General features: G+C 59.5%; 20 protein-coding genes. 7 read left to right on the top strand and 13 right to left on the bottom strand.

Annotated elements, in window-relative coordinates; all coding sequences use genetic code 11:
* Positions 1–170 precede the first annotated feature (170 nt).
* Positions 171–1,508: a glycerol-3-phosphate transporter gene (glpT, locus tag GJU48_RS23630; RefSeq protein ID WP_094948793.1), complete on the top strand. Its 1,338-nt coding sequence runs from the start codon at positions 171–173 to the stop codon at positions 1,506–1,508.
* Here the strand turns inward: glpT and GJU48_RS23635 are convergent.
* Positions 1,505–2,158 carry a gamma-glutamylcyclotransferase gene (locus tag GJU48_RS23635; RefSeq protein ID WP_094948792.1) on the bottom strand — a complete coding sequence of 218 codons (654 nt, stop codon included), beginning with the start codon at positions 2,156–2,158 and terminating at the stop codon, positions 1,505–1,507. The genes glpT and GJU48_RS23635 overlap by 4 nt on opposite strands.
* Positions 2,159–2,211: 53 nt before the next feature.
* Positions 2,212–4,599, bottom strand: a complete 2,388-nt coding sequence (locus GJU48_RS23640) for a TonB-dependent receptor plug domain-containing protein (protein WP_094948791.1) — start codon at positions 4,597–4,599, stop codon at positions 2,212–2,214.
* A 300-nt stretch (positions 4,600–4,899) separates the two neighbouring features.
* Between GJU48_RS23640 and GJU48_RS23645 the strand changes: the two genes are divergently transcribed.
* Entirely contained in the window at positions 4,900–5,376 is a 477-nt protein-coding gene (locus GJU48_RS23645) for a sn-glycerol-3-phosphate transporter (protein ID WP_094948790.1), read from the top strand.
* Positions 5,377–5,428: 52 nt separating this feature from the next.
* Here the strand turns inward: GJU48_RS23645 and GJU48_RS23650 are convergent, their stop codons facing one another.
* The 6 genes from GJU48_RS23650 to GJU48_RS23675 form a co-directional block, all read right to left on the bottom strand.
* Entirely contained in the window at positions 5,429–6,397 is a 969-nt protein-coding gene (locus tag GJU48_RS23650; protein WP_094948789.1) for a CDP-6-deoxy-delta-3,4-glucoseen reductase, read from the bottom strand.
* The gene (ubiD, locus tag GJU48_RS23655) at positions 6,397–7,863 is read right to left on the bottom strand and encodes a 4-hydroxy-3-polyprenylbenzoate decarboxylase (RefSeq protein ID WP_094948788.1); all 1,467 of its coding nucleotides are present in this window, start codon (positions 7,861–7,863) and stop codon (positions 6,397–6,399) included. The genes GJU48_RS23650 and ubiD overlap by 1 nt, the downstream gene beginning before the upstream one ends.
* A 59-nt stretch (positions 7,864–7,922) precedes the next feature.
* A complete protein-coding gene (locus GJU48_RS23660) occupies positions 7,923–9,926 on the bottom strand; it encodes an acyltransferase family protein (RefSeq protein WP_094948787.1) in 2,004 nt (667 codons plus the stop codon).
* Positions 9,927–10,082: 156 nt separating this feature from the next.
* Positions 10,083–11,342: a transcription termination factor Rho gene (rho, locus tag GJU48_RS23665; protein WP_094948786.1), complete on the bottom strand. Its 1,260-nt coding sequence runs from the start codon at positions 11,340–11,342 to the stop codon at positions 10,083–10,085.
* A gap of 236 nt (positions 11,343–11,578) precedes the next feature.
* Positions 11,579–11,908: a thioredoxin TrxA gene (trxA, locus tag GJU48_RS23670; protein ID WP_094948836.1), complete on the bottom strand. Its 330-nt coding sequence runs from the start codon at positions 11,906–11,908 to the stop codon at positions 11,579–11,581.
* A gap of 121 nt (positions 11,909–12,029) precedes the next feature.
* Entirely contained in the window at positions 12,030–12,725 is a 696-nt protein-coding gene (locus tag GJU48_RS23675) for a FadR/GntR family transcriptional regulator (RefSeq protein WP_094948784.1), read from the bottom strand.
* Between the two features lie 255 nt (positions 12,726–12,980).
* On the opposite strand from GJU48_RS23675, the gene GJU48_RS23680 reads away from it, so the two are divergent.
* The 4 genes from GJU48_RS23680 to GJU48_RS23695 are packed head-to-tail and all read left to right on the top strand — an operon-like array spanning position 12,981 to position 15,823.
* The gene (locus GJU48_RS23680) at positions 12,981–13,766 is read left to right on the top strand and encodes a transporter substrate-binding domain-containing protein (protein ID WP_017530859.1); all 786 of its coding nucleotides are present in this window, start codon (positions 12,981–12,983) and stop codon (positions 13,764–13,766) included.
* A 17-nt stretch (positions 13,767–13,783) separates the two neighbouring features.
* Positions 13,784–14,452, top strand: a complete 669-nt coding sequence (locus GJU48_RS23685; RefSeq protein WP_094948783.1) for an amino acid ABC transporter permease — start codon at positions 13,784–13,786, stop codon at positions 14,450–14,452.
* A complete protein-coding gene (locus GJU48_RS23690; RefSeq protein ID WP_094948782.1) occupies positions 14,449–15,099 on the top strand; it encodes an amino acid ABC transporter permease in 651 nt (216 codons plus the stop codon). The genes GJU48_RS23685 and GJU48_RS23690 overlap by 4 nt, the downstream gene beginning before the upstream one ends.
* Positions 15,086–15,823: an amino acid ABC transporter ATP-binding protein gene (locus tag GJU48_RS23695; RefSeq protein ID WP_094948781.1), complete on the top strand. Its 738-nt coding sequence runs from the start codon at positions 15,086–15,088 to the stop codon at positions 15,821–15,823. Before GJU48_RS23690 ends, GJU48_RS23695 begins: the two co-directional genes overlap by 14 nt.
* On the opposite strand, the gene GJU48_RS23700 is transcribed toward GJU48_RS23695, so the two are convergent.
* The 4 genes from GJU48_RS23700 to GJU48_RS23715 all read right to left on the bottom strand — a co-directional run bounded on the left by GJU48_RS23700 (position 15,795) and on the right by GJU48_RS23715 (position 20,320).
* A complete protein-coding gene (locus GJU48_RS23700) occupies positions 15,795–16,346 on the bottom strand; it encodes a DUF1120 domain-containing protein (protein ID WP_094948780.1) in 552 nt (183 codons plus the stop codon). The two genes, GJU48_RS23695 and GJU48_RS23700, sit on opposite strands and share 29 nt — an antisense overlap.
* On the bottom strand, positions 16,336–18,837 hold the full coding sequence (locus tag GJU48_RS23705; protein ID WP_094948779.1) for a fimbria/pilus outer membrane usher protein: 2,502 nt from the start codon (positions 18,835–18,837) through the stop codon (positions 16,336–16,338). Before GJU48_RS23705 ends, GJU48_RS23700 begins: the two co-directional genes overlap by 11 nt.
* Before the next feature lie 7 nt (positions 18,838–18,844).
* A complete protein-coding gene (locus GJU48_RS23710; RefSeq protein ID WP_256589191.1) occupies positions 18,845–19,531 on the bottom strand; it encodes a fimbria/pilus chaperone family protein in 687 nt (228 codons plus the stop codon).
* Positions 19,532–19,666: 135 nt separating this feature from the next.
* Positions 19,667–20,320, bottom strand: coding sequence for a DUF1120 domain-containing protein (locus tag GJU48_RS23715; protein WP_094948777.1), 654 nt, complete (start codon positions 20,318–20,320; stop codon positions 19,667–19,669).
* Positions 20,321–20,803: 483 nt separating this feature from the next.
* Here GJU48_RS23715 and ppx point away from each other — a divergent pair, with 483 nt between their 5' ends.
* Positions 20,804–22,306, top strand: a complete 1,503-nt coding sequence (ppx, locus tag GJU48_RS23720) for an exopolyphosphatase (RefSeq protein ID WP_094948776.1) — start codon at positions 20,804–20,806, stop codon at positions 22,304–22,306.
* Between the two features lie 136 nt (positions 22,307–22,442).
* Here the strand turns inward: ppx and ppk1 are convergent, their stop codons facing one another.
* A complete protein-coding gene (ppk1, locus tag GJU48_RS23725) occupies positions 22,443–24,665 on the bottom strand; it encodes a polyphosphate kinase 1 (RefSeq protein WP_094948775.1) in 2,223 nt (740 codons plus the stop codon).
* Positions 24,666–24,668 lie beyond the last annotated feature (3 nt).

The raw sequence follows: 24,668 nt of genomic DNA on the forward strand, positions 1-24,668 counted from the left end.
AGGTCTCAAGCACTGATACCGACCCACACTTATCCATTTGCGACATGCTCATAAGAGAACATGCAATTGCTCTGATTTCCTGTGTTTGCAGATAAGAGGCGATGCTATTTTCGGTAACGAAACTGTAACATTCGCATCCGCAGTCAAAACAAGAAATTTGGAGCTCTTGAATGTTTGCTTTCTTTCGTCCTGCCGCACACCAGGCGCCTCTGCCTGAAGAAAAAATAGACAGTACCTACCGACGACTGCGCTGGCAGATTTTCGCCGGTATTTTCTTCGGCTACGCCGGCTACTACCTGCTGCGCAAAAACTTCTCCCTGGCCATGCCCTACTTGATCGACGAGGGTTACACCCGTGGTGAGCTGGGCTTGGCGATGTCGGCAATCGCGATTGCCTACGGCTTGTCCAAGTTCCTCATGGGCCTGGTGTCCGACCGCTCCAACCCGCGCTACTTCCTGCCCTTCGGCCTGCTGATATCGGCCGGGGTGATGTTCATTTTCGGTTTCGCACCTTGGGCAACGTCCAGCGTGACCATGATGTTCATTTTGCTGTTCATCAACGGTTGGGCCCAAGGCATGGGCTGGCCACCCAGCGGACGCACCATGGTGCACTGGTGGTCGCAGAAAGAACGCGGCGGCGTGGTGTCGGTATGGAACGTGGCGCATAACGTCGGCGGCGGCCTGATCGGCCCGCTGTTCTTGCTGGGTATGGCGTGGTTCAACGACTGGCACGCGGCGTTCTATGTGCCCGCGACCGTGGCCTTGCTGGTGGCGGCGTTTGCCTTCATTACCATGCGCGACACCCCGCAATCGGTAGGCTTGCCACCGATTGAGGAATACAAGAACGACTATCCGGAAGGTTACGACTCCACCCACGAAGACGAATTCAGCGCCAAGGAAATCTTCGTCAAGTACGTGCTGCGCAACAAAATGCTGTGGTACATCGCCTTCGCCAACGTCTTCGTCTACCTGCTGCGCTACGGCGTACTCGACTGGGCACCGACGTACCTCAAGGAAGCCAAGCACTTCGACGTGGATAAAACCTCGTGGGCGTACTTCTTCTACGAGTGGGCAGGTATTCCGGGCACGCTGCTGTGCGGCTGGATGTCGGACAAGATCTTCCGTGGCAACCGTGGCCTGACCGGCATCGTGTTCATGGCCCTAGTGACCGTGGCCACCCTGGTTTACTGGCTCAACCCGCCAGGCAACCCGATGGTCGATATGATCGCGCTGTTCTCCATCGGCTTCCTGATCTACGGCCCAGTGATGCTGATCGGCCTGCAGGCACTGGAACTGGCACCGAAGAAAGCCGCTGGCACCGCTGCGGGCTTCACCGGTTTGTTCGGTTACCTGGGTGGTTCGGTGGCAGCCAGTGCAGCCATGGGCTACACGGTTGACCATTTCGGCTGGGATGGTGGTTTTGTGTTGCTGGTGGGCGCATGCCTGTTGGCGATCGCCTTCCTGATCCCAACGCTGTGGCACACCAACAGCGTCAGCACAGCGCGTTAACCGCCTGAGCAATCCTTTGCACAACGCTTGAGCCGCGCCTCCAGATTCTTATCTGGCATGGCGTGGCTACGCAGGGCGTTCACGGTCTGCTCGACATAATCGCGAGTAGTGCCGTAACGCCCGCAAGCGCTTTGCAGTACGTGGTTAAGCACGATGTCGGGCAAGTTGCCGGCATAGCTGGGCAAATGCCGCTCCAACACAAACCCCAATGCCTGCACCTGACTGCCATCTTCCAGACGGCAGCTGAGCCAGTGCGGCCGGTAAGAGGGGTAAGGCATCTCGCGCTGCCACAAGGCGTAAAGCGAGGCCTCCAGCTGATCTTCCGGCAAGCGGTAGGCAAACCCGCTGCAGGAACCCCCGCGATCCAGCCCGAACACCAAACCCGGTGACTCCGGCGTGCCCCGATGCTCGTGGGACCACAGGTACAAGCCCCGGTGATAACCGTGAACTCGCGCCCGCATTCTCAAGGTCGACGAACATTCAGGCCGCCAGATCAGCGAACCATAAGCGAATAGCCAGACCGGCCCACCCTTATGCTTGGCCATGGTGGCCTGCATCGAGCTCATCAACTGTTCGTGAGTGAGTTGCGGCCCCAGATCGAGCCGCGGAGGGTAAGCCAATTGCAAAAGATCGGTTTCAATGACGGTCATGGCGGATCGATTAGGTCTCCTTTACCACTGCACAATGCTGCTACGAGAATCTATTACCAGTTGTAAGCAACTTTACCGTAATAGAACGCACCGCTGTAACCGTACGGCGAAAAAGTGCTATAGGCGAGGTTGCCGCCGCTGCTGGCGTAGGCATTGACCTTTTCCGGGTATTTGTCGGTGACGTTGTCGCCGCCCAACGTGAAGGTCCAGTTCTTCAACTTGTAATCCGCCGACAGGTCCAACACCCACGCCGCCTTGAAGGTCTGGTCGTTGACCTTGTCCGCCTGGTAACTGGTGAATTCACCATAGCGCACCAGGTTGCTGTGCAGCGCCCAATTGCCGTAGGTGAAGTCGTTACCCAGGCTGAGTTTGTGCTGCGGCGTGGTATCACCGAGCAAACCGATGCGCTCGCGACGGTCCACCCGCACCAGGTTGGCACCCAGGCTGTCCAGAATGGCCGGGTTGGGTTTCACGTCGGTCACTTTGGTGTGGTTGTAGTTGTAGCCCACGGTGCTGTTCCAGCGGATGCCGTTATCGAACTGATAGCGATAGTTGGCCACCAGGTCGACGCCGTCGGTGCTGGTGTCGGTGGCATTGGTGAAGTAACGCGCGGTGGTGTAGTTGATGTTGCCCACACCATTGGCTTGCAGGTAAGCCACCGTCGCCGGGTTGAGCGTGAGGTTGGACGACAGGCTGATGCGGTCGCGGATGTCGATGCGGTAGACGTCGACTGTCACAGTCAGGTCATCCGCCGGCTCCAGCACCAGGCCAAGGCTGTAGTTGCGCGACTTCTCGGCCTTCAGGTCTTCAGCGCCCAGCAGGCGGGCCACCTTGCTGTTGGCCGGGAACGTGCCCGCTTCCTGAATGGTGCTGCCGATCAATTGTGACGAGGTGTAGGCAAAGTTCTGCTGGGCCAGCGAAGGCGCGCGGAAGCCGTTGGAAATGCTGCCACGCAACGCTACGTGTGGGGTGAAGTCATAACGCGCCGACAGCGAGCCGCTGACGTTGGAGCCGAAGTCGCTGTAGTCCTCATGCCGCACGGCGGCCGAAGCGCTGAGTTTTTCGGTGAAGTTGGTTTCCAGGTCCAGGTACTGGGCCCAGTTGTGCCGCGAGCTGCTGCCAGCGTCGGCATCACGGAAACCGCCCAGGCCCGAGCTGCCGGTCTGGTAGTAGGACGCAGGCTCACCGGCTTCGATTTCATAGCCTTGGCGTAGGTATTCGCCGCCAAACGCCACGGAAACCGGATACGGCAGGAAGCCCACGTCGAATTCGCGCGACAGGTCCAGGCTGATTTGTTTCTGGTCGTTGCTCAGGGTGCCGTTGTCGAACTTGCGCGGGGTGGCCAGGCCCAGCGAGGTGTTGATGGTTTCAGTGCTCAACGCGTATTGGTTTTTGCCGTAGTTGGCCGACAGGTCGTAATGCCAGTCGTAGGCCAGCAAGCCACGCAGGCCGACGACCAATGAGGTGTCTTCCAGGTTGCCCTTGATCAGCGGCAGGTAGCCATTGGGGTTGAGTGCGCGGATGTTATTGGACGCATTGCTCGCACGGTAGAACGCCGCCGTCTCGCCGCGCCGCTTGCTGTAGCCGCCGAAGGTGTAGAACTCGGCTGCATCGTTGAAGGAGTATTCAGAGTTGAACTGGAACTTGCCTTCATTGGTGGCCGGCTCGCCCTGACGGAATACGCGCTGGCCGTAGGTGGTGGAGCCTACGCTGCCCGGGCGCAAATCGTCACCGGCGCGGTTGGTGTAGTCGTTGTCGGCACCTTCGCCGGAGACGTTAATAAAGCCGTTGTCGCCCAAGGCAAACCCGGTATTGCCGCTGACATTGCGCTGGATGCCGTCGCCCTTCTTGTACTCACCGAACTGGGTCGAGACCGAACCGCCGTGGTCGTCGTGCTTGAGGATCACGTTGATCACCCCGGCAATTGCATCCGAGCCATAACGCGCGGACGCGCCATCGCGCAGCACTTCGACATGATCGACCGCCGACAGCGGGATGGCATTCAAGTCCGCCGGTGCCGAGCCTCGGCCCACGGCGCCGCCGAGGTTGACGAAGGCACTGGTGTGGCGACGTTTACCGTTGACCAGCACCAACACCTGGTCCGGCGACAAGCCGCGCAACTGCGCAGGGCGCACCAGTTCGGCGCCATCCACCAGGCTTGGGCGTGGGAAGTTGATCGACGGAATCAAGCGCGCCAACACCGCACCCAGCTCATCGGAGCCGGTGCTGCGCAGGGTTTCGCCGGAGATCACATCGATGGGCGACAGCGAAGCACTGGCGGTGCGCTCTTGGGCGCGGGTGCCGGTGACGATCACGGTGTCGAGTTTTGGTGCGTCGCCAGCCGCTGTTTCGGCCGCCTGGACTGGATTGAATCCCACAGCGGTCAGCAAATTAGCCGACAAAATCGCTGTGTACAGCGCGTGCTTGTTGTAGCGCCCCATACCGCTCCCCTCCTTTTAAAACCCAGGAATCGACAATCAGAACGTCAATGCTCTGAGTTCATACGATCGATCCGGCTGGCGGGCGGTGGCGGTCATCTATTGGTTATTGGCAGATAGTCGGTAGTCCGTTGCTTATAGCTTAAGGAGATTTTTCCTACATAAATAATACCGTAAATGCATAAGCATAGGCGACCAAACCTTCAGCGCAGGTTCAGGCCGCGCAGGACGTTAGCCGCCAAACTGTAGAAGTTTAGCGACCCCACATTAGCCGCCTATTCAAACGACTATCGAGGTCGGACCATGAAGTACTTTTATTCCGGCTTGCTGCTTATGGCACAAGCCGCCACCGCCTTGGCCTCTGAGGCTACCGCCAAAGACGATAAGGGCTTCTGGTATGCCCAGACGAGCGTCTACACCCAGCACTTTTCACCGGACCCCAAGCACAACAACAACCAGGATTTGATCAACCTGGAACGCAACGAAGCGTCCGGGCTGGTGTATGGCGGGGCGACCTTTCGCAACTCGTTCAGCCAGCGTTCATATTACGTTTACGCAGGCAAACGCTACGACCTTGGCGATTCGCCGTTCTACGTGAAGGTGACTGCAGGCGCGCTTCAGGGGTATCGCGGCAAGTACCGAGACAAAATCCCCCTCAACCGCTTTGGCGTGGCACCGGCGATCATCCCCTCGGTGGGCGTGAACTTCGGCCCGGTGGCCAGCGAGTTGGTGTTGCTGGGCTTTAATGCGGCGATGCTGACGGCGGGGGTGCGTTTCTGACAGCACCGCTTATCAGTGTGGGGCTGGCTGCTGCATGCGAGCCAGCCCCACATTAAGGGCGCGGCGCGTAGGCGAAGACATCGGCGCGCATCTGGTGCGCGTCCATGCCAGCATCGACCAGCGCATCCAAGGTGCCGTAGATCATCGCCGGTGAACCACTGGCGTAGACGTGCACGGCCTTGAGGTCGCTGATGTCTTCGCACACTGCTTCATGCAGCAACCCGCAACGCCCTTCCCAACCGCACAGGTCGCTGACGACTTTGTGCAGGAACAAGTTAGGCAGTTGCTTCCATTGGTCCCAGTGCTCGATTTCGTAGAAGTCTTCCGGGCGACGCACGCCCCAGTACAGGTGCACCGGGTGTTTGAAGCCAGAGGCGCGACAATGCTCAATCAGGCTGTGCATTTGCGCCATGCCGGTGCCGGCGGCGATCAGCACCAACGGCCCGTCTGGCAGCTCGGCCAGGTGGGTATCACCAAACGGCAGCTCGATACGGGCCATCTGATTACGCTGCAGTTGCTCAATCAGGCTGCGGGCGCTGTCCTCGCGGACCAGCACATGCAACTCCAGCTCACGCCCGGCGTGGGGCGCCGAGGCCAGGGAGAACGCCGACTTTTCGCCATTCTCCCGCTCGATCATCAGGTATTGCCCGGCGTGGTAACGCACTGCTTTGCCGGCCGGAGCCCGCAAGCGCACGCGCCATACATCGCCACCGACTTCCACGCACTCACTCAATTGGCACGACAACTTGCGCAACGGCAACTCTCCCGGCGCCAACACGCCATCCCATAACACGATGCAATCTTCCAGCGGCTCGGCGATGCAGGTGTAGAACTCACCATGGTCACGCACCTCACCGGCTTGCTGCACCCGGCCTTCCACCAGCAATGCCGCGCACACATGACACACACCATTGCGGCACGCTTGCGGGCACTCGTAGCCCAGGCGGCGCGCGCCTTCGAGGATTCGCTCGCCAGGGACAAGTTCCAGTACCGCGCCGGAAGGTTGCAGGGTTACACGCATCAATCTATTCCCAATTCTTTCCACATCGCATCGACACGAGCAGTCACGGCTTCATCCTTGACGATCACCCGGCCCCACTCGCGAGTGGTTTCACCCGGCCATTTGTGGGTAGCATCCAGGCCCATCTTCGAGCCCAGGCCCGACACCGGCGAAGCGAAGTCGAGGTAGTCGATCGGCGTGTTGTCGATCATCACCGTGTCGCGCTTGGGGTCCATGCGCGTGGTGATGGCCCAAATCACGTCGTTCCAGTCCCGTGCATTGATGTCGTCGTCGGTGACGATAACGAACTTGGTGTACATGAACTGTCGTAAAAACGACCACACACCGAGCATTACCCGCTTGGCATGGCCTGGGTACGACTTCTTCATGGTCACGATGGCCATGCGGTACGAGCAGCCTTCGGGCGGCAGGTAGAAGTCGGTGATCTCCGGGAACTGCTTTTGCAGGATCGGCACGAACACTTCGTTGAGTGCCACGCCGAGAATGGCCGGCTCATCCGGCGGGCGGCCGGTGTAGGTGCTGTGATAGATCGGTTTGATTCGGTGGGTGATGCGCTCGACGGTGAACACCGGGAAGCTGTCGACTTCGTTGTAGTAGCCGGTGTGGTCGCCGTAAGGGCCTTCATCGGCCATTTCGCCCGGATGAATCACACCTTCGAGGATGATTTCCGCAGTGGCCGGCACTTGCAGGTCGTTGCCGCGGCACTTCACCAGTTCGGTACGGTTGCCGCGCAACAGGCCGGCGAAGGCGTATTCGGACAGGCTGTCGGGCACAGGCGTAACGGCGCCGAGGATGGTCGCCGGGTCAGCGCCCAAGGCCACGGACACCGGGAATGGCTTGCCGGGGTGCTTTTCGCACCATTCACGGAAGTCCAGGGCGCCGCCACGGTGGCTCAACCAGCGCATGATGACCTTGTTGCGGCCAATCACTTGCTGACGGTAGATGCCGAGGTTCTGACGATCCTTGTTCGGGCCTTTGGTAACGGTCAGGCCCCAGGTGATCAGCGGGCCGACATCGCCGGGCCAGCAGGTTTGCACCGGGAGCATGGCCAGGTCGACGTCATCGCCTTCGATGACCACTTCCTGGCACACGGCGTCTTTGACCACTTTAGGCGCCATGGCAATGATCTTGCGGAAGATCGGCAGCTTCGACCAGGCGTCCTTCAGGCCCTTGGGTGGCTCGGGCTCCTTGAGAAAGGCCAGCAGCTTGCCGATCTCGCGCAGTTCGCTGACCGATTCAGCGCCCATGCCGAAGGCGACGCGATCCGGGGTGCCGAACAGGTTGCCGAGCACCGGGATATCAAAGCCGGTCGGTTTTTCGAACAGCAGCGCCGGGCCCTTGTTGCGCAGGGTACGGTCGCAAATCTCAGTCATTTCCAGTACCGGGGAAACCGGCACCTGGATGCGTTTCAACTCTCCGCGCTGCTCAAGTTGCTGCACGAAATCCCGAAGATCCTTGAATTTCATTAACCATGCCACCCGTAAAATAGGCGTACATCCTACCTGCTCTTAAGAGCGCTGACAGCTTATTGCACGTCAGTGCGACTCACATCTGATTCAGTGGATGTGTTGCGCAGCGCGTGGAAGAAGGGTTCAAGGAACCCCTCAACAAGCCGCGAGCCCGCGATTGATAGGTGGTTGTCATCGGTATAGAGCGAGTGGCCATCAAGCTCGACCCGACACCAGCCGTTCACATCACACAGCTTAGGCGCCGGATCCAGAACTCGAACCCCTGAATCCGCCGCCGCGATTCGCTCAAACACGCGGCTTATATAAGCCTGGCGCTCCAGATGTTCGGCCAGTGGCAAGCCTTCTTTATCGGTTGGGCGCCCCAACATCGCCAAGCGGGCGAGCCGATAAGGGACGTTGAAGTCCTGCAGCGGCACTTCCTTGACCAGCCATACCCGGTGGCCACTGGCCCGAATTTGCTGCACCAACGCACTCAAACCGTCGGCAAACAGTTGTTGAGCGATGGCGCGGTCATACTTCCCGGTCGCCGGGTCATGAATGGACGCGCCCGTATCACCGGAACGCTCTCCATAAACGTAAAGGCTCCAACGCGCGACCAGCACCACATCACTGAACTGCTCGCGGCTCAGCAGTTGGGTGACGTGCTCGTTGAAGGCTCTGCATCCGGGCGTGTTTTCTTTTCTGTAGAAAGGCAGGCAACCGGCGTAACCGGCCTGGGTGATGCTGAAGTCGTACCTGCTCGAAGCGTCGCTTAGCGCCGGAATGAGCGCCGAGGCATGGCTGTCACCCCATACCAGGGCCCGCGCCGCGCTCGTTTGCGGGCCAAAATGGCAAGGTTCACGGTGAGTGTTTTTCTTGTCATCGCCCAGGCAACTCATGAGCTTAGGGCTCCAAGTATGCGCCTGGGCAAACTGCAGTGCTTGGGGTGACAAGCGCTCTGCAAACCCATCCGACCAGACCAGGCCTTTGCCGGCCAGGCCCAGGCCTACGAGGGCCATGACACCCGCAACCAGGACCGACCGGCTCCCCGCTAAAAGGCGCCGCTCACGAAACGGCCCCTCGACAAACCGCCAGGACCCATAACCCAGTAACAGGCTCAAGAAGAACAGCGCCGTCAGCTCCCAGGGCGCCAGGCCAAAGATACTGGCGTACTTGCCAAACACCAGCACCGGCCAGTGCCACAGGTACCAGGAATAGGAAATCAGCCCTATGCCCACCAATACACGACTGCCCAGCAACCGCCCGACCAGCGTCGTGTGTTGGCCGTTGGCCCAAATCAGGCCCACCACACCCAACACCGGCAATAGGGCCGTGGCCCCAGGGAAGGCCGTGTCGGCGTCATAACCCAATACCGCCACTAGAATCAGGCCCAGGCCGATCAGGCTGACAGCCTGGGCCAGCCTCGGGCTTACGCGTTGAGTACGCACCGGCAAGACGGCCAGCATGGCGCCTGCCAACAACTCCCAGGCGCGCATAGGCAACAGGAAAAAGGCCTTTTCAGGCTCATGAGAGACCGCCCACACGCTCGCCGCAAATGAAACCAGCAACAGCACAAACAAAGCACCACGCCATTGCTTCAGCCGGCTCGACAGCAACACCAGCAGCAGCGGAAATGCGATGTAGAACTGCTCTTCAACCGACAGCGACCAGGTATGCAGCATCGGCTTCATGTCGGAGGCCGTATCGAAGTAGCCGTCCTGACGCATGAAGAACAGGTTAGAGATGAAAATCGCCTGATTGTGAATCGAGCGCCCCAACTCTTCGTAGTCCTTGGGCGCCATCAGAAACCAGCCGACCACCAATGACGCCAGCATCATGACAATCAGCGCCGGCAGGATACGCCGGGCGCGTCGAGCCCAAAAATCGAGGAAACTGAAACGCCCGGTTTCGCGTTCGCGCCAGATGATCGAGGTGATCAGGAAACCTGAAATCACAAAGAACACATCAACGCCGACAAAGCCGCCGGTAACGCCTGGAACCCCAAAGTGGAAAAGCACAACAGCCAGGACAGCGATGGCACGCAGGCCGTCAATGTCTCTTCGGTAAGCAAGCGCAGTCATAAATCGTAGTCAGTTCTGATACAGATGGAGGCAAGCGTAGGCGCACTTACCCTTTTTGTTTCTTTACTGACACTCCTGCCGTGCAAACCTCCCTTTTTTCAGCGCAAAAAAAATGGCGCCCCAAAGGGCGCCATTTTTCGGACCTGAAGCGTCGTATTACTTACGCTTCATCGACAAGAAGAACTCGTCGTTGGTCTTGGTGGCTTTCAGCTTGTCGAGCAAGAACTCGATGGCGGCGACTTCGTCCATCGGGTGCAGCAGCTTGCGCAGGATCCACATGCGCTGCAGTTCGTCGTCGGCGGTCAGCAACTCTTCGCGGCGGGTGCCGGAGCGGTTGATGTTGATCGCAGGGAACACACGCTTTTCCGCGATACGGCGGTCCAGAGGCAGTTCCATGTTGCCGGTACCCTTGAACTCTTCGTAGATCACTTCGTCCATCTTCGAGCCGGTTTCAACCAGCGCGGTGGCGATAATGGTCAGCGAGCCGCCTTCTTCGATGTTCCGCGCGGCGCCGAAGAAACGCTTTGGTTTCTCCAGGGCGTGGGCATCGACACCACCGGTGAGGACCTTGCCGGAGCTCGGGATCACGGTGTTGTAGGCACGGGCCAGACGGGTGATGGAGTCGAGCAGGATCACCACGTCTTTCTTGTGCTCAACCAGACGCTTGGCCTTCTCGATCACCATTTCGGCAACCTGCACGTGGCGGGTTGGCGGCTCATCGAACGTCGAGGCAACCACTTCGCCGCGCACGGTGCGCTGCATTTCGGTTACTTCTTCCGGACGCTCATCGATCAACAGCACGATCAGGTGAACTTCAGGATTGTTACGGGCGATGTTCGCTGCAATGTTCTGCAGCATGATGGTCTTACCGGCTTTCGGCGGTGCGACGATCAGGCCGCGCTGGCCTTTACCGATCGGGGCGCACAGGTCGATGACACGACCGGTCAAGTCTTCGGTGGAACCGTTACCGGCTTCCATCTTCATGCGCACGGTCGGGAACAGCGGCGTCAGGTTCTCAAAGAGAATCTTGTTTTTCGCGTTCTCGGGGCGATCGAAGTTGATCGTGTCGACCTTGAGCAGGGCGAAATAACGCTCACCTTCCTTCGGAGGACGGATCTTGCCAACGATGGTGTCACCGGTGCGCAAGTTGAAGCGACGGATCTGGCTCGGCGAGACGTAGATGTCGTCTGGGCCGGCGAGATAGGAAGCGTCAGCGGAGCGGAGGAAGCCGAAGCCGTCCTGGAGAATCTCCAGCACGCCATCACCGGAGATTTCCTCGCCGCTTTTCGCGTGCTTTTTGAGCAGGGAGAAAATCACGTCCTGCTTGCGCGAACGGGCCATATTTTCTATGCCCATTTCTTCGGCCAGTTGGAGCAGGTCGGTAATCGGCTTTTGCTTGAGTTCAGTCAGATTCATATAGGAATGACGTAATCATTTATGGAGGGGGGAAAATTAAGCTTTTGGCTTAATGAGGCCGCGCCGCAGAGAAGGCGACAGGATCGCGTACTAATCGAAAAGGAATGCGTCGGCGACGGCTTGCAGGGGGCAGTGGAGAAACCAGTGCGGGGCCGAATGTACCACCTGAGTTTCGGAGCGTCTAGCCCTGTTTCACGAAAAAGCCCCGCTATTTTGCGGGGCTTTTTTGACGACGCTTAGATGTTCGCGTCGAGGAAAGCTTGCAACTGAGACTTCGACAACGCGCCCACTTTAGTGGCTTCGACGTTGCCGTTCTTGAACAGCATCAGCGTCGGGATACCACGCACGCCGTGCTTGAGCGGGGTATCCTGGTTGTCGTCGATGTTCAGCTTGGCAATGGTTACCTTGCCTTCGTAGGTGGTTGCAATGTCGTCCAGAACCGGAGCGATCATTTTGCAAGGGCCGCACCATTCAGCCCAGTAGTCAACCAGCACCGGGCCAGCAGCCTTGAGTACTTCGGCCTCAAAGGTCGCGTCGGTGACGTGCTTGATAAGATCGTTGCTCATGGATGTCTCCGGATTGTAAGCAAAAAAAACGTTGCCCATCATAGCTGCCCTTCCCTCGTTCAGGAAGCCGCCTCTAATTGAGTCTTGCTATGACCGTGCATGAGTTTGGGTATAGCCCACCTCAGGGCGACACGGGCGTGACGAACGCGATGCCCGTGCGCAATGCCGCATTGCGCACGTGTTCCTGCATGGTTTTCTGTGCCGCCGCGCTGGCGCGGCGGGCCAGCGCGCGCAGGATCTTGCGGTGCTCCTGCCAGGTTTCCATCGCCCGTTCCGGCCGGATGAACGGTAGCTTCTGGCTCTCCAGGAACACCTCGGCGCTGGCACTCAGGATGCTCACCATCGCCTGGTTACCGCTGGCCAGCAGGATCCGCTGGTGAAATTCGAAGTCCAGCCGGGCGGCGGCTTCAAAGTCGCCGGCCTTGAGCACCTTGCGCATGGCCTCGACATTATCTTGCAGGCCATCCAGCTCCTCGACCGTCAGCGTCACGGCAGCCAGCCCCGCAGCAAACCCTTCCAAGGCATAGCGCAACTGGAAGATATCCAGCGGCGTGGCCTGGGCTGCGAACGGCCAGGCAAACCCCGGAGACTCGTCGGCCGCCTGCACAAACACACCTTTGCCGGGCTGCACGCTGACCACGCCCAAGGCACTCAGAGACGATAACGCCTCGCGCAACGACGCCCGGCTGACGCCCAACTGCACCGCCAGGTCGCGCTGGGACGGCAACGCATCGCCCGCTGCGAAGCCCTGTTCCTTGATCAGTTTGCGGATGGCCTGCAGGGCCGCTTCCGGTACGGCTTGGGCGATGGAATTCATAAAAAACTCAAGGTTGCAGTCAACGTAGCGAGTAGTTGTAAAGCTATTCGCGGCTGGCGGCAAGCCACGCCCCAAAGGGGCTCGCACGGTTTTGTCGACGCTCGAAAAGGGTGCGAAAAGCCTAAGCACTGTTCAGACCAGTAAGACCACTGCAGCTCAACAAATACCGGCTTCGCGGACGATTCAGACAGTGATGGCATGGGCTGTGCACTGAGCAAAGTCAGAAAACCCCTTCGCCTTTTTCGGAGAGTTGCCATGACCAAGCGCTACAGCGCCCTGCTCACTGCCCTGTTTGCCAGCCTGATGCTGAGCCAGGCACCCGCCCAGGCCAATGGTCTGGACGATATCGTCGCCCGTGGCACCCTCAAGGTCGCCGTGCCTCAGGACTTCCCGCCGTTCGGCTCGGTCGGCCCCGACATGAAGCCCCGCGGCCTGGACATCGACACGGCCAAGCTGCTGGCCGACCAACTCAAGGTCAAGCTGGAGCTGACCCCGGTCAACAGCACCAACCGTATTCCGTTCCTCACCACCGGCAAGGTCGACCTGGTGATTTCCAGCCTGGGCAAGAACCCCGAGCGGGAAAAGGTCATCGATTTCTCCAAGGCCTACGCGCCGTTCTACCTGGCCGTGTTCGGCCCACCTGACGCCGCCATCAGCAGCACCGACGACCTCAAGGGCAAGACCATCAGCGTGACCCGTGGCGCCATTGAAGACATCGAGCTGACCGCTGTTGCGCCCAAGGAAGCCACCATCAAGCGCTTTGAAGACAACAACTCGACCATCGCCGCCTACCTGGCCGGCCAGGTCGACCTGATCGCCAGCGGTAACGTGGTGATGGTGGCGATCAGTGAGCGCAACCCAAAACGCGTACCGGCGCTGAAAGTGAAACTCAAGGACTCGCCGGTGTACGTGGGCGTGAACAAGAACGAGCCGGCGCTGCTGGAGAAGGTCAACCAGATCCTGGTGGCGGCCAAGGCCGACGGCAGCCTGGAAAAGAATGCAATGCAGTGGCTTAAAGAGCCGCTGCCTGCTGATCTTTGAAGCAATGGAGCTGATTGATGGCCTATCAATTCGACTTTATGCCCGTGCTGGCCAATACCGACCTGCTGTTGCGCGGCGCGCTGTTCACGCTTGAGCTGACGGTCATCGGCGCGATATTGGGGGTGGCCCTGGGCACCGTCGGCGCCGTGGTGCGGGCGTGGAAGATCCAGCCGTTCGCCTGGTTCTTCGGTGTGTATGTCGAGTTGATCCGCAACACGCCGTTCCTGGTGCAGTTGTTTTTCATCTTCTTCGGCCTGCCGTCCCTGGGGCTGAAAATCACCGAATGGCAAGCCGCCGTGCTGGCGATGGTGATCAACCTGGGGGCCTATTCCACCGAGATCATCCGCGCCGGCATCCAGGCCATCCCGCGCGGCCAGCTGGAAGCCGCTGCCGCCTTGGCGATGACGCGTTTCGAGGCGTTCCGCCACGTGGTGCTGCTGCCGGCGCTGGGCAAAGTGTGGCCGGCGCTGAGCAGCCAGATCATCATCGTGATGCTCGGCTCGGCGGTGTGTTCGCAGATCGCCACCGAAGAGCTGAGCTTTGCCGCCAACTTTATTCAGTCGCGTAACTTCCGCGCCTTTGAAACCTACGCACTGACCACGCTGGTGTACCTGTGCATGGCGTTGATGATTCGCCAGTTGCTCAACTGGATTGGCCGCCGGTTTGTGATGAGGAACAGCCGATGAGTGATTTTTCGTTCTGGGACATCGTGCGCAACCTGGCCACCGGCCTGCAATGGACGCTGTTGCTATCGTTGGTAGCGTTTATCGGCGGCGGTCTGATCGGCTTGCTGGTGATGACGATGCGCATCAGCCGCAAAGCCTTCCCGCGTAATGTTGCGCGCACCTATATCGAACTGTTCCAGGGCACGCCGCTGTTGATGCAGCTGTTCCTGGTGTTTTTCGGCATTGCCCTGCTGGGGGTGGATATCTCGCCCTGGCTGGCGGCGGCAGTTGCCTTGACCCTGTTTACCAGCGCTTACCTGGCCGAGATCTGGCGCGGCTGCGTCGAATCCATCGCCCACGGGCAATGGGAAGCGTCGGCCAGCCTGGCCCTCAACCCGCTTGAACAACTGCGCTACGTGATCCTGCCCCAAGCCCTGCGCATTGCCGTGGCGCCTACCGTGGGGTTCTCGGTGCAAGTGGTCAAAGGCACCGCCGTGACCTCGATTATCGGTTTTACCGAACTGACCAAGACCGGCGGCATGCTCGCCAATGCCACCTTCGAGCCCTTTATGGTCTACGGCTTGGTGGCCCTCGGTTACTTTTTGCTCTGCTACCCCTTGTCCCTCAGTGCCCGCTACCTGGAAAGGAGACTGCATGCCTCTGCTTAGAATTTCTGCCCTGCATAAGTATTACGGCGACCACCACGTACTCAAGGGCATCGACCTGACGGTGGATGAAGGCCAGGTGGTGGCGATCATCGGCCGCAGTGGCTCGGGCAAATCCACGTTGCTGCGAACCCTCAATGGCCTGGAATCGATTAACGACGGCGTGATCGAAGTCGACGGCGAGTACCTTGACGCCGCGCGCGCCGACCTGCGCAGCCTGCGGCAGAAGGTCGGCATGGTGTTCCAGCAGTTCAACCTGTTCCCACACCTGACAGTGGGCGAAAACGTCATGCTCGCGCCGCAAGTGGTGCAGAAAGTGCCCAAGGCCAAAGCCGCACAGCTTGCCAGGCAGATGCTGGAACGCGTGGGGCTGGGCGAGAAGTTCGACGCCTTCCCGGATCGCCTGTCCGGCGGCCAGCAGCAACGCGTGGCCATTGCGCGTGCACTGGCCATGTCACCCAAGGTGCTGCTGTGCGACGAAATCACCTCGGCCCTGGACCCGGAATTGGTCAATGAAGTGCTCAGTGTGGTGCGCCAACTGGCAAAAGACGGCATGACCTTGATCATGGTGACCCACGAAATGCGTTTTGCCCGGGAAGTCGGCGACAAGCTGGTGTTTATGCACCAAGGCAAGGTGCATGAAGTGGGCGATCCCAAGACCTTGTTCGCCAACCCCAGAACGCCGGAACTTGCCAACTTCATTGGCTCGGTGGAACAGCCGGGCTGACCAGCTCGAAACTGCCCAGCCCTTCCAGGCGCGTCTCGTCGCGCACGTGCAAGGCGTCGGCGGGCAGTTCGGTGTCGATATCAACTTGGGCGGTCAATTGCCGGCCTACCAAGGGCATCCCTGCTATTCGCGCCATCAACGTCTGGCCGGGCAGCAGTTGCCCACTGGCAGGCTCGCCGGGCAGCTGCGCAGCAACCCAGCCGACTGCATGCCCATCCACCTGGGCGTGTTTGAGGGTCAAGCGAAAACGCCCCTGGCGACCAAACTGAAAACCCTGCCCATCGGCCGCTATGCCGATAAAACGCAGCGCTATGGCCGCAGGCTCAGTGCAAAGAACGCTCAGGCGCAACGAGCGAGTGCCGAGCACCAAGGAGGCGCTTTCAACGCGCGCTTCTCGGCGTATAGCGCCATAGTCGATGCGCGGCTGACTCAGCGATAACCGACAGTTTTCGGCCCAAGCGTCAGGCACTGCCAGCACTGTGCAGAGCAACGCCAAAGGTAGGTTCTTAAGCTTATTGGCCATGGCACACCGCCGAGTTGGTTTCATAGAACTTGTCATTGTCTGGCGGGGTCTCGAGGTCAATGCGCAACAGGCAGGTGGAAGAATCCGGCAACGAAACCCGCAGGCTTTGCGCCTCATCGACGTCGTTGAGGAAAATCATGCCTTCACCCACCACGCTGGTCAGGAAGCGATTGTTCTTACCGAACACCGAGGCGCCCTGGGGCAATGGTCGGCCCTGCTGATCATTCGCGGTGAGCAATACGCGGCGCACTTTCACTACGTCGAAATTCACGGCATTAAAGGAACCGCGCCCGGCAGTGAGCACCTGGGTGCCGTTTTTCAGGTCCACGCGCTTGGGCAAGGACTGGGTCTGTACCTCGACTCGGCTGTTGGTGTAGGCCGGCAAACCGGCGATCACCGCCTTCCCGCTGGAATCGGTCCACACCGGGCCTTGGGGCGTTTCGACTTTTGCAGCGCCAATGTCGCCTACCGAGACGATGCCGAATGTGTCCTGCACGGTATAAGGCGAGAAGGTCACCCCTCCTTCGTGAGCCACCACGCCACCTTGCAACTGCCCTGTGTAGTTGGTGCCCAGCGGATCACGGCTGACACCCAGGCCAACGCGGGAATAACGCGCCAGGACGTCCACGTTCCCGCGAACAGATTGCTCCCGAGCCCTGATGTCCCGTTCGACGCCTACTTCGTAATTCACGTACTCATTGACCCGCTCACTGAGCGCTGCACCCGCGGTGAACCGGTCGCCACGGCGACTGGTGTAGCTGCTCACGCGACGGTCCCCGCCCAGGGGCACGCTGACCTGTAGCCGCAAGGACAGGTCATTCTCCTGACTGTTATCACGTCGCCGGCCGGCAAGCGTGGTGTCGCGGCCAGACTGCGTGCCGCCTACTTGCGCATCGGCAATCAATGCAACATCAGCGCGACTGAATGATGTGTTCCACGAGGCCGACACATGTTCGGCGGTTTGCCCGTCAAATTGAGAACTGCGGGTATAGCCCGCAGAGAAAACGCCTAGCGTGGCATCCGCCCAACTCACGCTTGCCGTGTACTGGTTCTTGAAACGCGAATTGAGCTCATCGCCCCTGTATGACCGGCCGACTTCAAGTACCTCGCGATAACCCCGCGTTTGGTTCGTTGCGCTGAGGCTGACGTCGATATTGGCGGCCAGCGGGCTGCTAACCGACACACTGCTACGCACCCCGGACACTGCATTTTTGCTGTCTCTGGACAAGTTCTGCCGTGTGCCCACGGAAACCCGCTGGAAGAATATGCTGCTCAGTGTGCCGCCTGCCGCCCAGTAGTCATCGGTACTCAACAAGCCAAAGCCTGCAGACGAGTCGCGACCCAACCCCCAGGTGCCGCTGCCCATGGCAACCACCGGCGTCGGGCCTTCTTCGCCCGCATTTTTGCGCAGCTTACCGGCAGAAAAATAGTAACCCGGTGCCGCCGGCACAGCCCCCGCGAATGAAGCCGCCGGCACCACGAAGCTACGCCTGGCGCCACGCACATCGATTACGCTGACCTCCAGGTCACTGGTGCCATTGAGCAATGCCAGCCCCGTCAAACGGAAGGGGCCCTCGGGCACTAGCGTGCTGTGGACCAATACGCCGGACTGACGAACTTCAATGCGTGACTGGCTCTGCGCAAGCCCTTCCACCACGGCATTGTTGCTGCCTGCAGGCGTGCGTGATTGCCCATCAGGGGAAAACTGCAGGCCGGACAACTGCACGCCGCCAAACAGTGGGTTATTACTGGAGATCTGGCCCACCTGAAAAGTCGACTGCAGCGCGGCGATATCCCGCTGTGCATAAGCGTAGAGGTGTTCGGTACGGGCCTTACCGTTGTCAGACACATAGAACTGGCGGCTGCGAACAATCCAGTCATCAAGGTTAAAACCCGCCTCGGTATAGGCGGAGACGAACCGGCTGGGCCCACTGCGCGAACGGCTGTCGAAACCCAGCACTTCATAGTTGAACAACGCCGCTGCCCCACCTTTGGAGAAATGCCCCGCATCCCACTGGGGATCACGCAATGACTGGGTCGGTACTACCAGCGTCACCTCGTCAATGCCGGGACGCAGCCTCACCATCGTCGTCGGGAATTGCCCGAAGAAGTCATGGCAGGCCTGGTCCGGCGTGGCGTTCTCTTGAATGATTGCGCGAGGCGTTACCAGCCCGGCTTTTTCCAGAAACCCAGGGGTGAAACATAACCGGCCTTCTTGATCGAACCGTGCATCTACCAGCCCAAGCGGGTTGCCATTGACGCGCAACCCCACCACTTGGACGCCCTCACGAAAGCGCGCCGCGTTGCGAAAGTAATCGGAGACCTTCGGGTCGATACCGTGGGCTGTCAGTGCCGCAAGGTCGAACCCCTCACCAAGCTCCTGCGCAGATACAAGGCCGGGCAACCCCCACAGCGTCGCAAACCCCATGAGCAGCGTCGGCCTGCCAAGCCAAAAAGACGCCGTGATGGTCCTATTCGATGGGCTTGCCATGCGTCGATCAACCCTCATCGGCATTGATCGGGGCCCGATACCTGTCTACTGCGAACCCATAGACAGTAGCCGGCTGAATCTCGACCTCAGCCACACTGCCCAAAGGGCTGTCGACTGTCACCGCCAGCGCCTCGCCCGGCAAGATGTAAGTACGCGGCATCACAGCGTTGACGCCTTGTGGAAGCAGCTGCACATCCGCCGTCATGCGCACGATATAGGCACTGTCGTTATGAACGGTAAGACGCTCCCCCACGCGTTTCCACTTCAGCAACTCCCAGGGTGTGTTATGCCGAGGCAGGCCTTGTGGGTGCAGGATCAACGGCAAGTTCTGGCGAATGGTGATACCGATGGTCGCGCCTTTCGCTGCGCGCGCCTGGGGAATGCCCTCGAAGGAAACGCGCTTGAGCCGTTGAGTCTTGAGCGGCTCCTTCAAGGTGCTGATGAAACGCACCAATTGCGTGTCTCCCGCCTCCACACGGGCGATGGGCGGTGTGACGATCAGTAGCAGCTCCAGGTCTTCGGGCACGTTCTCCACGACCGAATGAAGCAACGCCGGCCCTGCATCGGTATTCTTAACATTTATTGTGGCTTCGCCTTCTTCTTCATAAAGCACCACCACAGTTGTTTCAGGCTGCATGCCGTCCGCCGCTGCAACGGCAGTAAATAACAGACAAGCACTTGCACTCAACAACACGGCACAACTTAGTACTGAACAATTACGCACTCAATGTTCCCCGCAACCGATAAAGCTGACCATTGGCAGACAAACACCCATAAAAAAACAGCCCATCAGGAAGTGTTAGTTTCTTGATCGGCTGTTTTCCGTTGCTTAGGTGTAATTCAATACAATCGTCGCGCGCCCATCAAGGCGGACTTCGTTGGTCAAGTTTAGATCCGCCGCCCTATTGATGACCGCTTTCACCGCAATAGTGCCCGTCAACTGGCTAATAGAAGCGGGTGCGACGGCAGCACCATAGCGCCACGAGTACTGGCTGAGTTGTGCAACTTTGCCATCACTGAGCTGCCACGGGGCGGAAGAGTTACCACTGCTGTTACGCATGATTGGCTGTAGGGTTGTACCGGACGCCACCAGGTCCCGGATAGTGACCGAATAGCCACCGGTGCGCTGGGCGCCTACAGCCCCCAAACCAAAGTTTTGCGATTCGCTATACCCCGCACCCAGGATATTCGTCACCTTGCTGCCCATTTGTAAATCGGAGAAGGTGATTGCGAACGTGCTCTTCGCATCGCACCTGACGTTAAAGCCAGTGGTCTTCTCTGCGAGCGGGGTGAACGCTGCCTGGGACAAATCGCCGGAGTGAATCGTGCCGTAGTTGATCTCACCGTTGCCCGTCAGGCTAAGACTACAGGCTGCAGGTTTGATCGTACCCTTGACGCTTAATTGGGCGCTGCCCGCTGCCTGAGCACTCAAGGCTGCAGTCAGGCACGCGATACCGAGAGTCAATCCAACAATTCTTTTCATTTTTATCCTGTCACTAAAATAAGTTATCAGGTGTTTTTTATTTGCGCCTTGGCGACTCCATCGCCTAACAACTATCTTCCGGGACATGCACGACGATAAATAAATACCACCCAGGCAAAATTGCCGATGACAGTCTGTCGCTTTGGCACTGACTTAAAGAATCAGACAACACATCAGTCACTGTGGGAATAGTAAAAACAAATAATCGCCTTAACCCATCGACAATGTAGTACTGAGCAAAACAATAAAGATCCCTATCGACTCTTCCACTGTAGGAAAAACATTAAGGCGCCTTGCAACAGTAGACAGTTAAAACCCCCTACAGTATCGAACACCTCATTCAACGCACACTTACAAAACAATCCTACATTTCCCACAAGAATTCCTCACAGACAGCATCACGCAAATTACTGAAGCACACGCGTTGGCGGCGGCGGTCGATCGTGGCACGATGGTCGGGTTATCGACCGAGACCCCCAAACCATGCCGCAATCCCAAGCCAAGAATCTGTCCCTGATCGCCGCCATCGACCTGGGCTCCAACAGCTTTCACATGGTCGTGGCCAAGGCCCAGAACGGCGAAATCCGCATCCTTGAGCGGCTCGGCGAAAAAGTACAACTGGCTGCCGGGATCGACGACGAGCGCCAGCTCAATGAAGAATCCATGCAGCGCGGGCTCGATTGCCTCAAGCGTTTTGCCCAACTGATCAACGGCATGCCCCTGGGCGCCGTGCGAATCGTCGGCACCAACGCCTTGCGTGAAGCACGCAACCGCGGCGAATTCATCCGCCGCGCCGAGGAAATCCTCGGGCACCCCGTAGAAGTCATCTCGGGCCGCGAAGAAGCACGCCTGATCTACCTCGGCGTGTCCCACACCCTGGCTGACACCCCCGGCAAGCGCCTGGTGGCCGACATCGGTGGCGGCAGTACCGAATTCATCATCGGCCAGCGTTTTGAACCGCTGCTGCGCGAAAGCCTGCAGATGGGTTGCGTCAGTTACACCCAACGTTATTTCAAGGACGGCAAGATCACCCCGGCGCGCTATGCCCAGGCCTACACGGCCGCGCGCCTGGAAATCATGAGCATCGAGCACGCCCTGCACCGCCTGACCTGGGATGAGGCCATCGGCTCGTCCGGCACCATTCGCGCTATTGGCCTGGCGCTGAAAGCTGGCGGCCATGGCACCGGTGAGGTCAACGCCGAAGGCCTGGCGTGGCTCAAGCGCAAGCTGTTCAAGCTGGGCGATGCAGAGAAAATCGATTTCGACGGTATCAAGCCCGACCGTCGCACCATCTTTCCGGCCGGCCTGGCGATCCTCGAGGCGATCTTCGACGCACTCGAATTGCAACGCATGGACCACTGCGACGGCGCCCTGCGCGAAGGCGTGCTCTACGACCTGCTGGGCCGCCATCACCATGAAGACGTGCGTGAGCGCACCCTCAGCTCGTTGATGGAGCGTTATCACGTCGACCTGGAACAAGCCGCGCGCGTGGAACGCAAAGCCCTGCATGCTTTCGACCAAGTAGCCGAAGACTGGGACCTGGAAGACGGCGTCTGGCGCGAGCTGCTCGGCTGGGCCGCCAAGGTGCATGAAGTGGGCCTGGACATCGCCCACTACCATTACCACAAGCATGGCGCCTACCTGATCGAGCACTCGGACCTCGCCGGCTTCTCCCGCGAAGACCAACAGATGCTCGCCCTGCTGGTGCGCGGCCATCGCCGCAACATCCCCAAGGACAAGTTTGCCGACTTCGGCAGCGAGGGCAGCAAGCTGATCCGCCTGTGCGTGCTGCTGCGCTTTGCGATCCTGTTCCACCACATCCGTGGCACCCAGGAAATGCCCCAGGTGGCCCTGCGCGCCAACGGCGACAGCCTGGACGTGGTGTTCCCCAAAGGCTGGCTCGATGAAAACCAACTGACCCAGGCGGACTTCGCCCAGGAAGCGGAGTGGCTGACGCGGGTGGGGTTCACATTAAACCTGCGCTAACCCGGGCGCTGATGGCTATCGTGGCAGACGGGCTTGTTGTGACGAGCGGGCTTGCCACCACTGCCCTGCCCATCACTCAAAAGTGCAAATAAAAATGGCCCTCTAAAGGGCCATTTTTTGGGTGCCAGGTACAGCCTTAATTCACCACAAGAATCGGGCTACCCAGCTTCTCCAGCAACGTCGCCTGCGCACTGCGTGGGTTCTGGTTGCCGGTCGGGGTGTTACGCACGTAACGGCCGTCCGATTGCAGGCTCCAGCTGTGGGTGTTGTCGGTCAGGTAGCTTTCCAGCTCTTTCTTGACGCGCATGATCAGCTTCTTGCCTTCCACCGGGAAGCACGTCTCCACCCGCTTATCGAGGTTGCGCTCCATCCAGTCGGCACTGGAGAGGAACATCTGCTCTTCGCCGCCGTTGAGGAAGTAGAACACCCGCGTGTGCTCCAGGAAGCGGCCGATGATCGAGCGCACATGGATGTTATGCGACACGCCGACAATACCTGGGCGCAGGCAGCACATGCCGCGCACCACCAGGTCGATGCGCACACCGGACTGGCTGGCCTTGTACAGCGCGCGGATGATCTTCGGATCGGTCAGCGAGTTGAACTTGGCAATGATGTGCGCCGGTTTGCCGTCGAGGGCGAACTGGGTTTCGCGGGCAATCATGTCGAGCATGCCCTTCTTGAGCGTGAACGGCGCGTGCAGCAGCTTCTTCATGCGCAAGGTCTTGCCCATGCCGATCAACTGGCTGAACAACTTGCCGACGTCTTCACACAAGGCATCGTCGGAGGTCAACAGGCTGTAGTCGGTGTAGAGCTTGGCGTTACCGGCGTGGTAGTTACCGGTACCCAAGTGCGCGTAACGCACGATCTCACCGGCTTCGCGACGCAGGATCAGCATCATCTTGGCGTGGGTCTTGAAGCCGACCACGCCGTAGATCACCACCGCACCGGCTGCCTGCAGGCGGCTGGCCAATTGCAGGTTGGACTCTTCGTCAAACCGCGCACGCAACTCGATCACCGCGGTGACTTCCTTACCGTTACGCGCGGCGTCTACCAGCGCATCGACGATTTCTGAGTTGGCGCCGGAGCGGTACAGGGTCTGGCGCACGGCCAATACATGCGGGTCTTTGGCGGCCTGGCGCAGCAGGTCGACCACCGGGGTAAAGGACTCGAAGGGGTGCAACAGCAGAATGTCCTGCTTGCTCACCACGCTGAAGATGTTCTCGCTGTTTTGCAGCAGTTTCGGGATCTGCGGCGTGAACGGCGTGTATTGCAGTTCCGGGTGGCTGTCCAGGCTGGTAATGCTGAACAGGCGCGTCAGGTTCACCGGGCCATTGACCTGGTACAACTCGGACTCAGCCAGGTTGAACTGCTTGAGCAGGTAGTCGGACAGGTGTTTAGGGCAGGTATCGGCCACTTCCAGGCGCACTGCGTCACCGTAGCGGCGCGAGAACAGCTCACCGCGCAGGGCGCGGGCCAAGTCTTCGACGTCTTCGGAGTCCAGTGCCAAGTCGGCGTTACGGGTCAGGCGGAACTGGTAGCAGCCTTTTACCTTCATGCCCTGGAACAGGTCATCGGCATGCGCGTGGATCATCGATGACAGGAATACATAGTTGTCGCCAGCGCCACCCACCTCTTCCGGTACCTTGATGATCCGTGGCAACAACCGCGGCGCCGGGATGATCGCCAGGCCCGAGTCGCGACCGAAGGCGTCAATGCCTTCCAGCTCGACGATGAAGTTCAGGCTCTTGTTTACCAGCAGCGGGAACGGGTGCGTCGGGTCGAGGCCGATCGGGGTGATGATCGGTGAAATCTCGTCACGGAAGTAACGGCGCACCCAGGTCTTGATCTTGGTGGTCCAGTGGCGACGACGGATGAAGCGGACCTGATGTTTTTCCAGCTCCGGCAGCAGGATGTCGTTGAGGATCGCGTATTGGCGGTCTACATGGCCGTGCACCAGCTCGCTGATGCGCGCCAGGGCTTGATGCGGCTGCAGGCCGTCGGCGCCGGCTTGTTCGCGGGCGAAGGTAATTTGCTTCTTGAGGCCGGCGACACGGATCTCGAAGAACTCGTCCAGGTTGCTGGAGAAGATCAGCAAGAATTTCAGCCGCTCCAGCAGCGGATAGGACTCATCCAGCGCCTGCTCGAGCACGCGAATGTTGAATTGCAGTTGTGACAGCTCGCGGTGGATGTACAGGCTGCTGTCATCCAGGTTGGTCACCGCGACCACCGGGGCTGGCGCCGGGGCTTCGGCCACTACCGCAGGCGCTGCGGGCTCCAGCTCCGGCGGGGTCTCGGTGACTTGTTCCACCACCGGGTGAGCGTCTTTTACGGCAACTTCTGAGAGTCCTTCGGTATTCATCGA

It is taken from the genome of Pseudomonas sp. IB20, from assembly GCF_009707325.1.
Classification (GTDB): Bacteria; Pseudomonadota; Gammaproteobacteria; order Pseudomonadales; family Pseudomonadaceae; genus Aquipseudomonas.

What these genes read in the sequence shown, in the direction of transcription:
- glpT (WP_094948793.1), top strand. Translation starts at nt 171, where the DNA reads ATGTTTGCTTTCTTTCGTCCTGCCGCACACCAGGCGCCTCTGCCTGAA.
- GJU48_RS23635 (WP_094948792.1), bottom strand. Translation starts at nt 2,158, where the DNA reads ATGACCGTCATTGAAACCGATCTTTTGCAATTGGCTTACCCTCCGCGG.
- GJU48_RS23640 (WP_094948791.1), bottom strand. Translation starts at nt 4,599, where the DNA reads ATGGGGCGCTACAACAAGCACGCGCTGTACACAGCGATTTTGTCGGCT.
- GJU48_RS23645 (WP_094948790.1), top strand. Translation starts at nt 4,900, where the DNA reads ATGAAGTACTTTTATTCCGGCTTGCTGCTTATGGCACAAGCCGCCACC.
- GJU48_RS23650 (WP_094948789.1), bottom strand. Translation starts at nt 6,397, where the DNA reads ATGCGTGTAACCCTGCAACCTTCCGGCGCGGTACTGGAACTTGTCCCT.
- ubiD (WP_094948788.1), bottom strand. Translation starts at nt 7,863, where the DNA reads ATGAAATTCAAGGATCTTCGGGATTTCGTGCAGCAACTTGAGCAGCGC.
- GJU48_RS23660 (WP_094948787.1), bottom strand. Translation starts at nt 9,926, where the DNA reads ATGACTGCGCTTGCTTACCGAAGAGACATTGACGGCCTGCGTGCCATC.
- rho (WP_094948786.1), bottom strand. Translation starts at nt 11,342, where the DNA reads ATGAATCTGACTGAACTCAAGCAAAAGCCGATTACCGACCTGCTCCAA.
- trxA (WP_094948836.1), bottom strand. Translation starts at nt 11,908, where the DNA reads ATGAGCAACGATCTTATCAAGCACGTCACCGACGCGACCTTTGAGGCC.
- GJU48_RS23675 (WP_094948784.1), bottom strand. Translation starts at nt 12,725, where the DNA reads ATGAATTCCATCGCCCAAGCCGTACCGGAAGCGGCCCTGCAGGCCATC.
- GJU48_RS23680 (WP_017530859.1), top strand. Translation starts at nt 12,981, where the DNA reads ATGACCAAGCGCTACAGCGCCCTGCTCACTGCCCTGTTTGCCAGCCTG.
- GJU48_RS23685 (WP_094948783.1), top strand. Translation starts at nt 13,784, where the DNA reads ATGGCCTATCAATTCGACTTTATGCCCGTGCTGGCCAATACCGACCTG.
- GJU48_RS23690 (WP_094948782.1), top strand. Translation starts at nt 14,449, where the DNA reads ATGAGTGATTTTTCGTTCTGGGACATCGTGCGCAACCTGGCCACCGGC.
- GJU48_RS23695 (WP_094948781.1), top strand. Translation starts at nt 15,086, where the DNA reads ATGCCTCTGCTTAGAATTTCTGCCCTGCATAAGTATTACGGCGACCAC.
- GJU48_RS23700 (WP_094948780.1), bottom strand. Translation starts at nt 16,346, where the DNA reads ATGGCCAATAAGCTTAAGAACCTACCTTTGGCGTTGCTCTGCACAGTG.
- GJU48_RS23705 (WP_094948779.1), bottom strand. Translation starts at nt 18,837, where the DNA reads ATGGCAAGCCCATCGAATAGGACCATCACGGCGTCTTTTTGGCTTGGC.
- GJU48_RS23715 (WP_094948777.1), bottom strand. Translation starts at nt 20,320, where the DNA reads ATGAAAAGAATTGTTGGATTGACTCTCGGTATCGCGTGCCTGACTGCA.
- ppx (WP_094948776.1), top strand. Translation starts at nt 20,804, where the DNA reads ATGCCGCAATCCCAAGCCAAGAATCTGTCCCTGATCGCCGCCATCGAC.
- ppk1 (WP_094948775.1), bottom strand. Translation starts at nt 24,665, where the DNA reads ATGAATACCGAAGGACTCTCAGAAGTTGCCGTAAAAGACGCTCACCCG.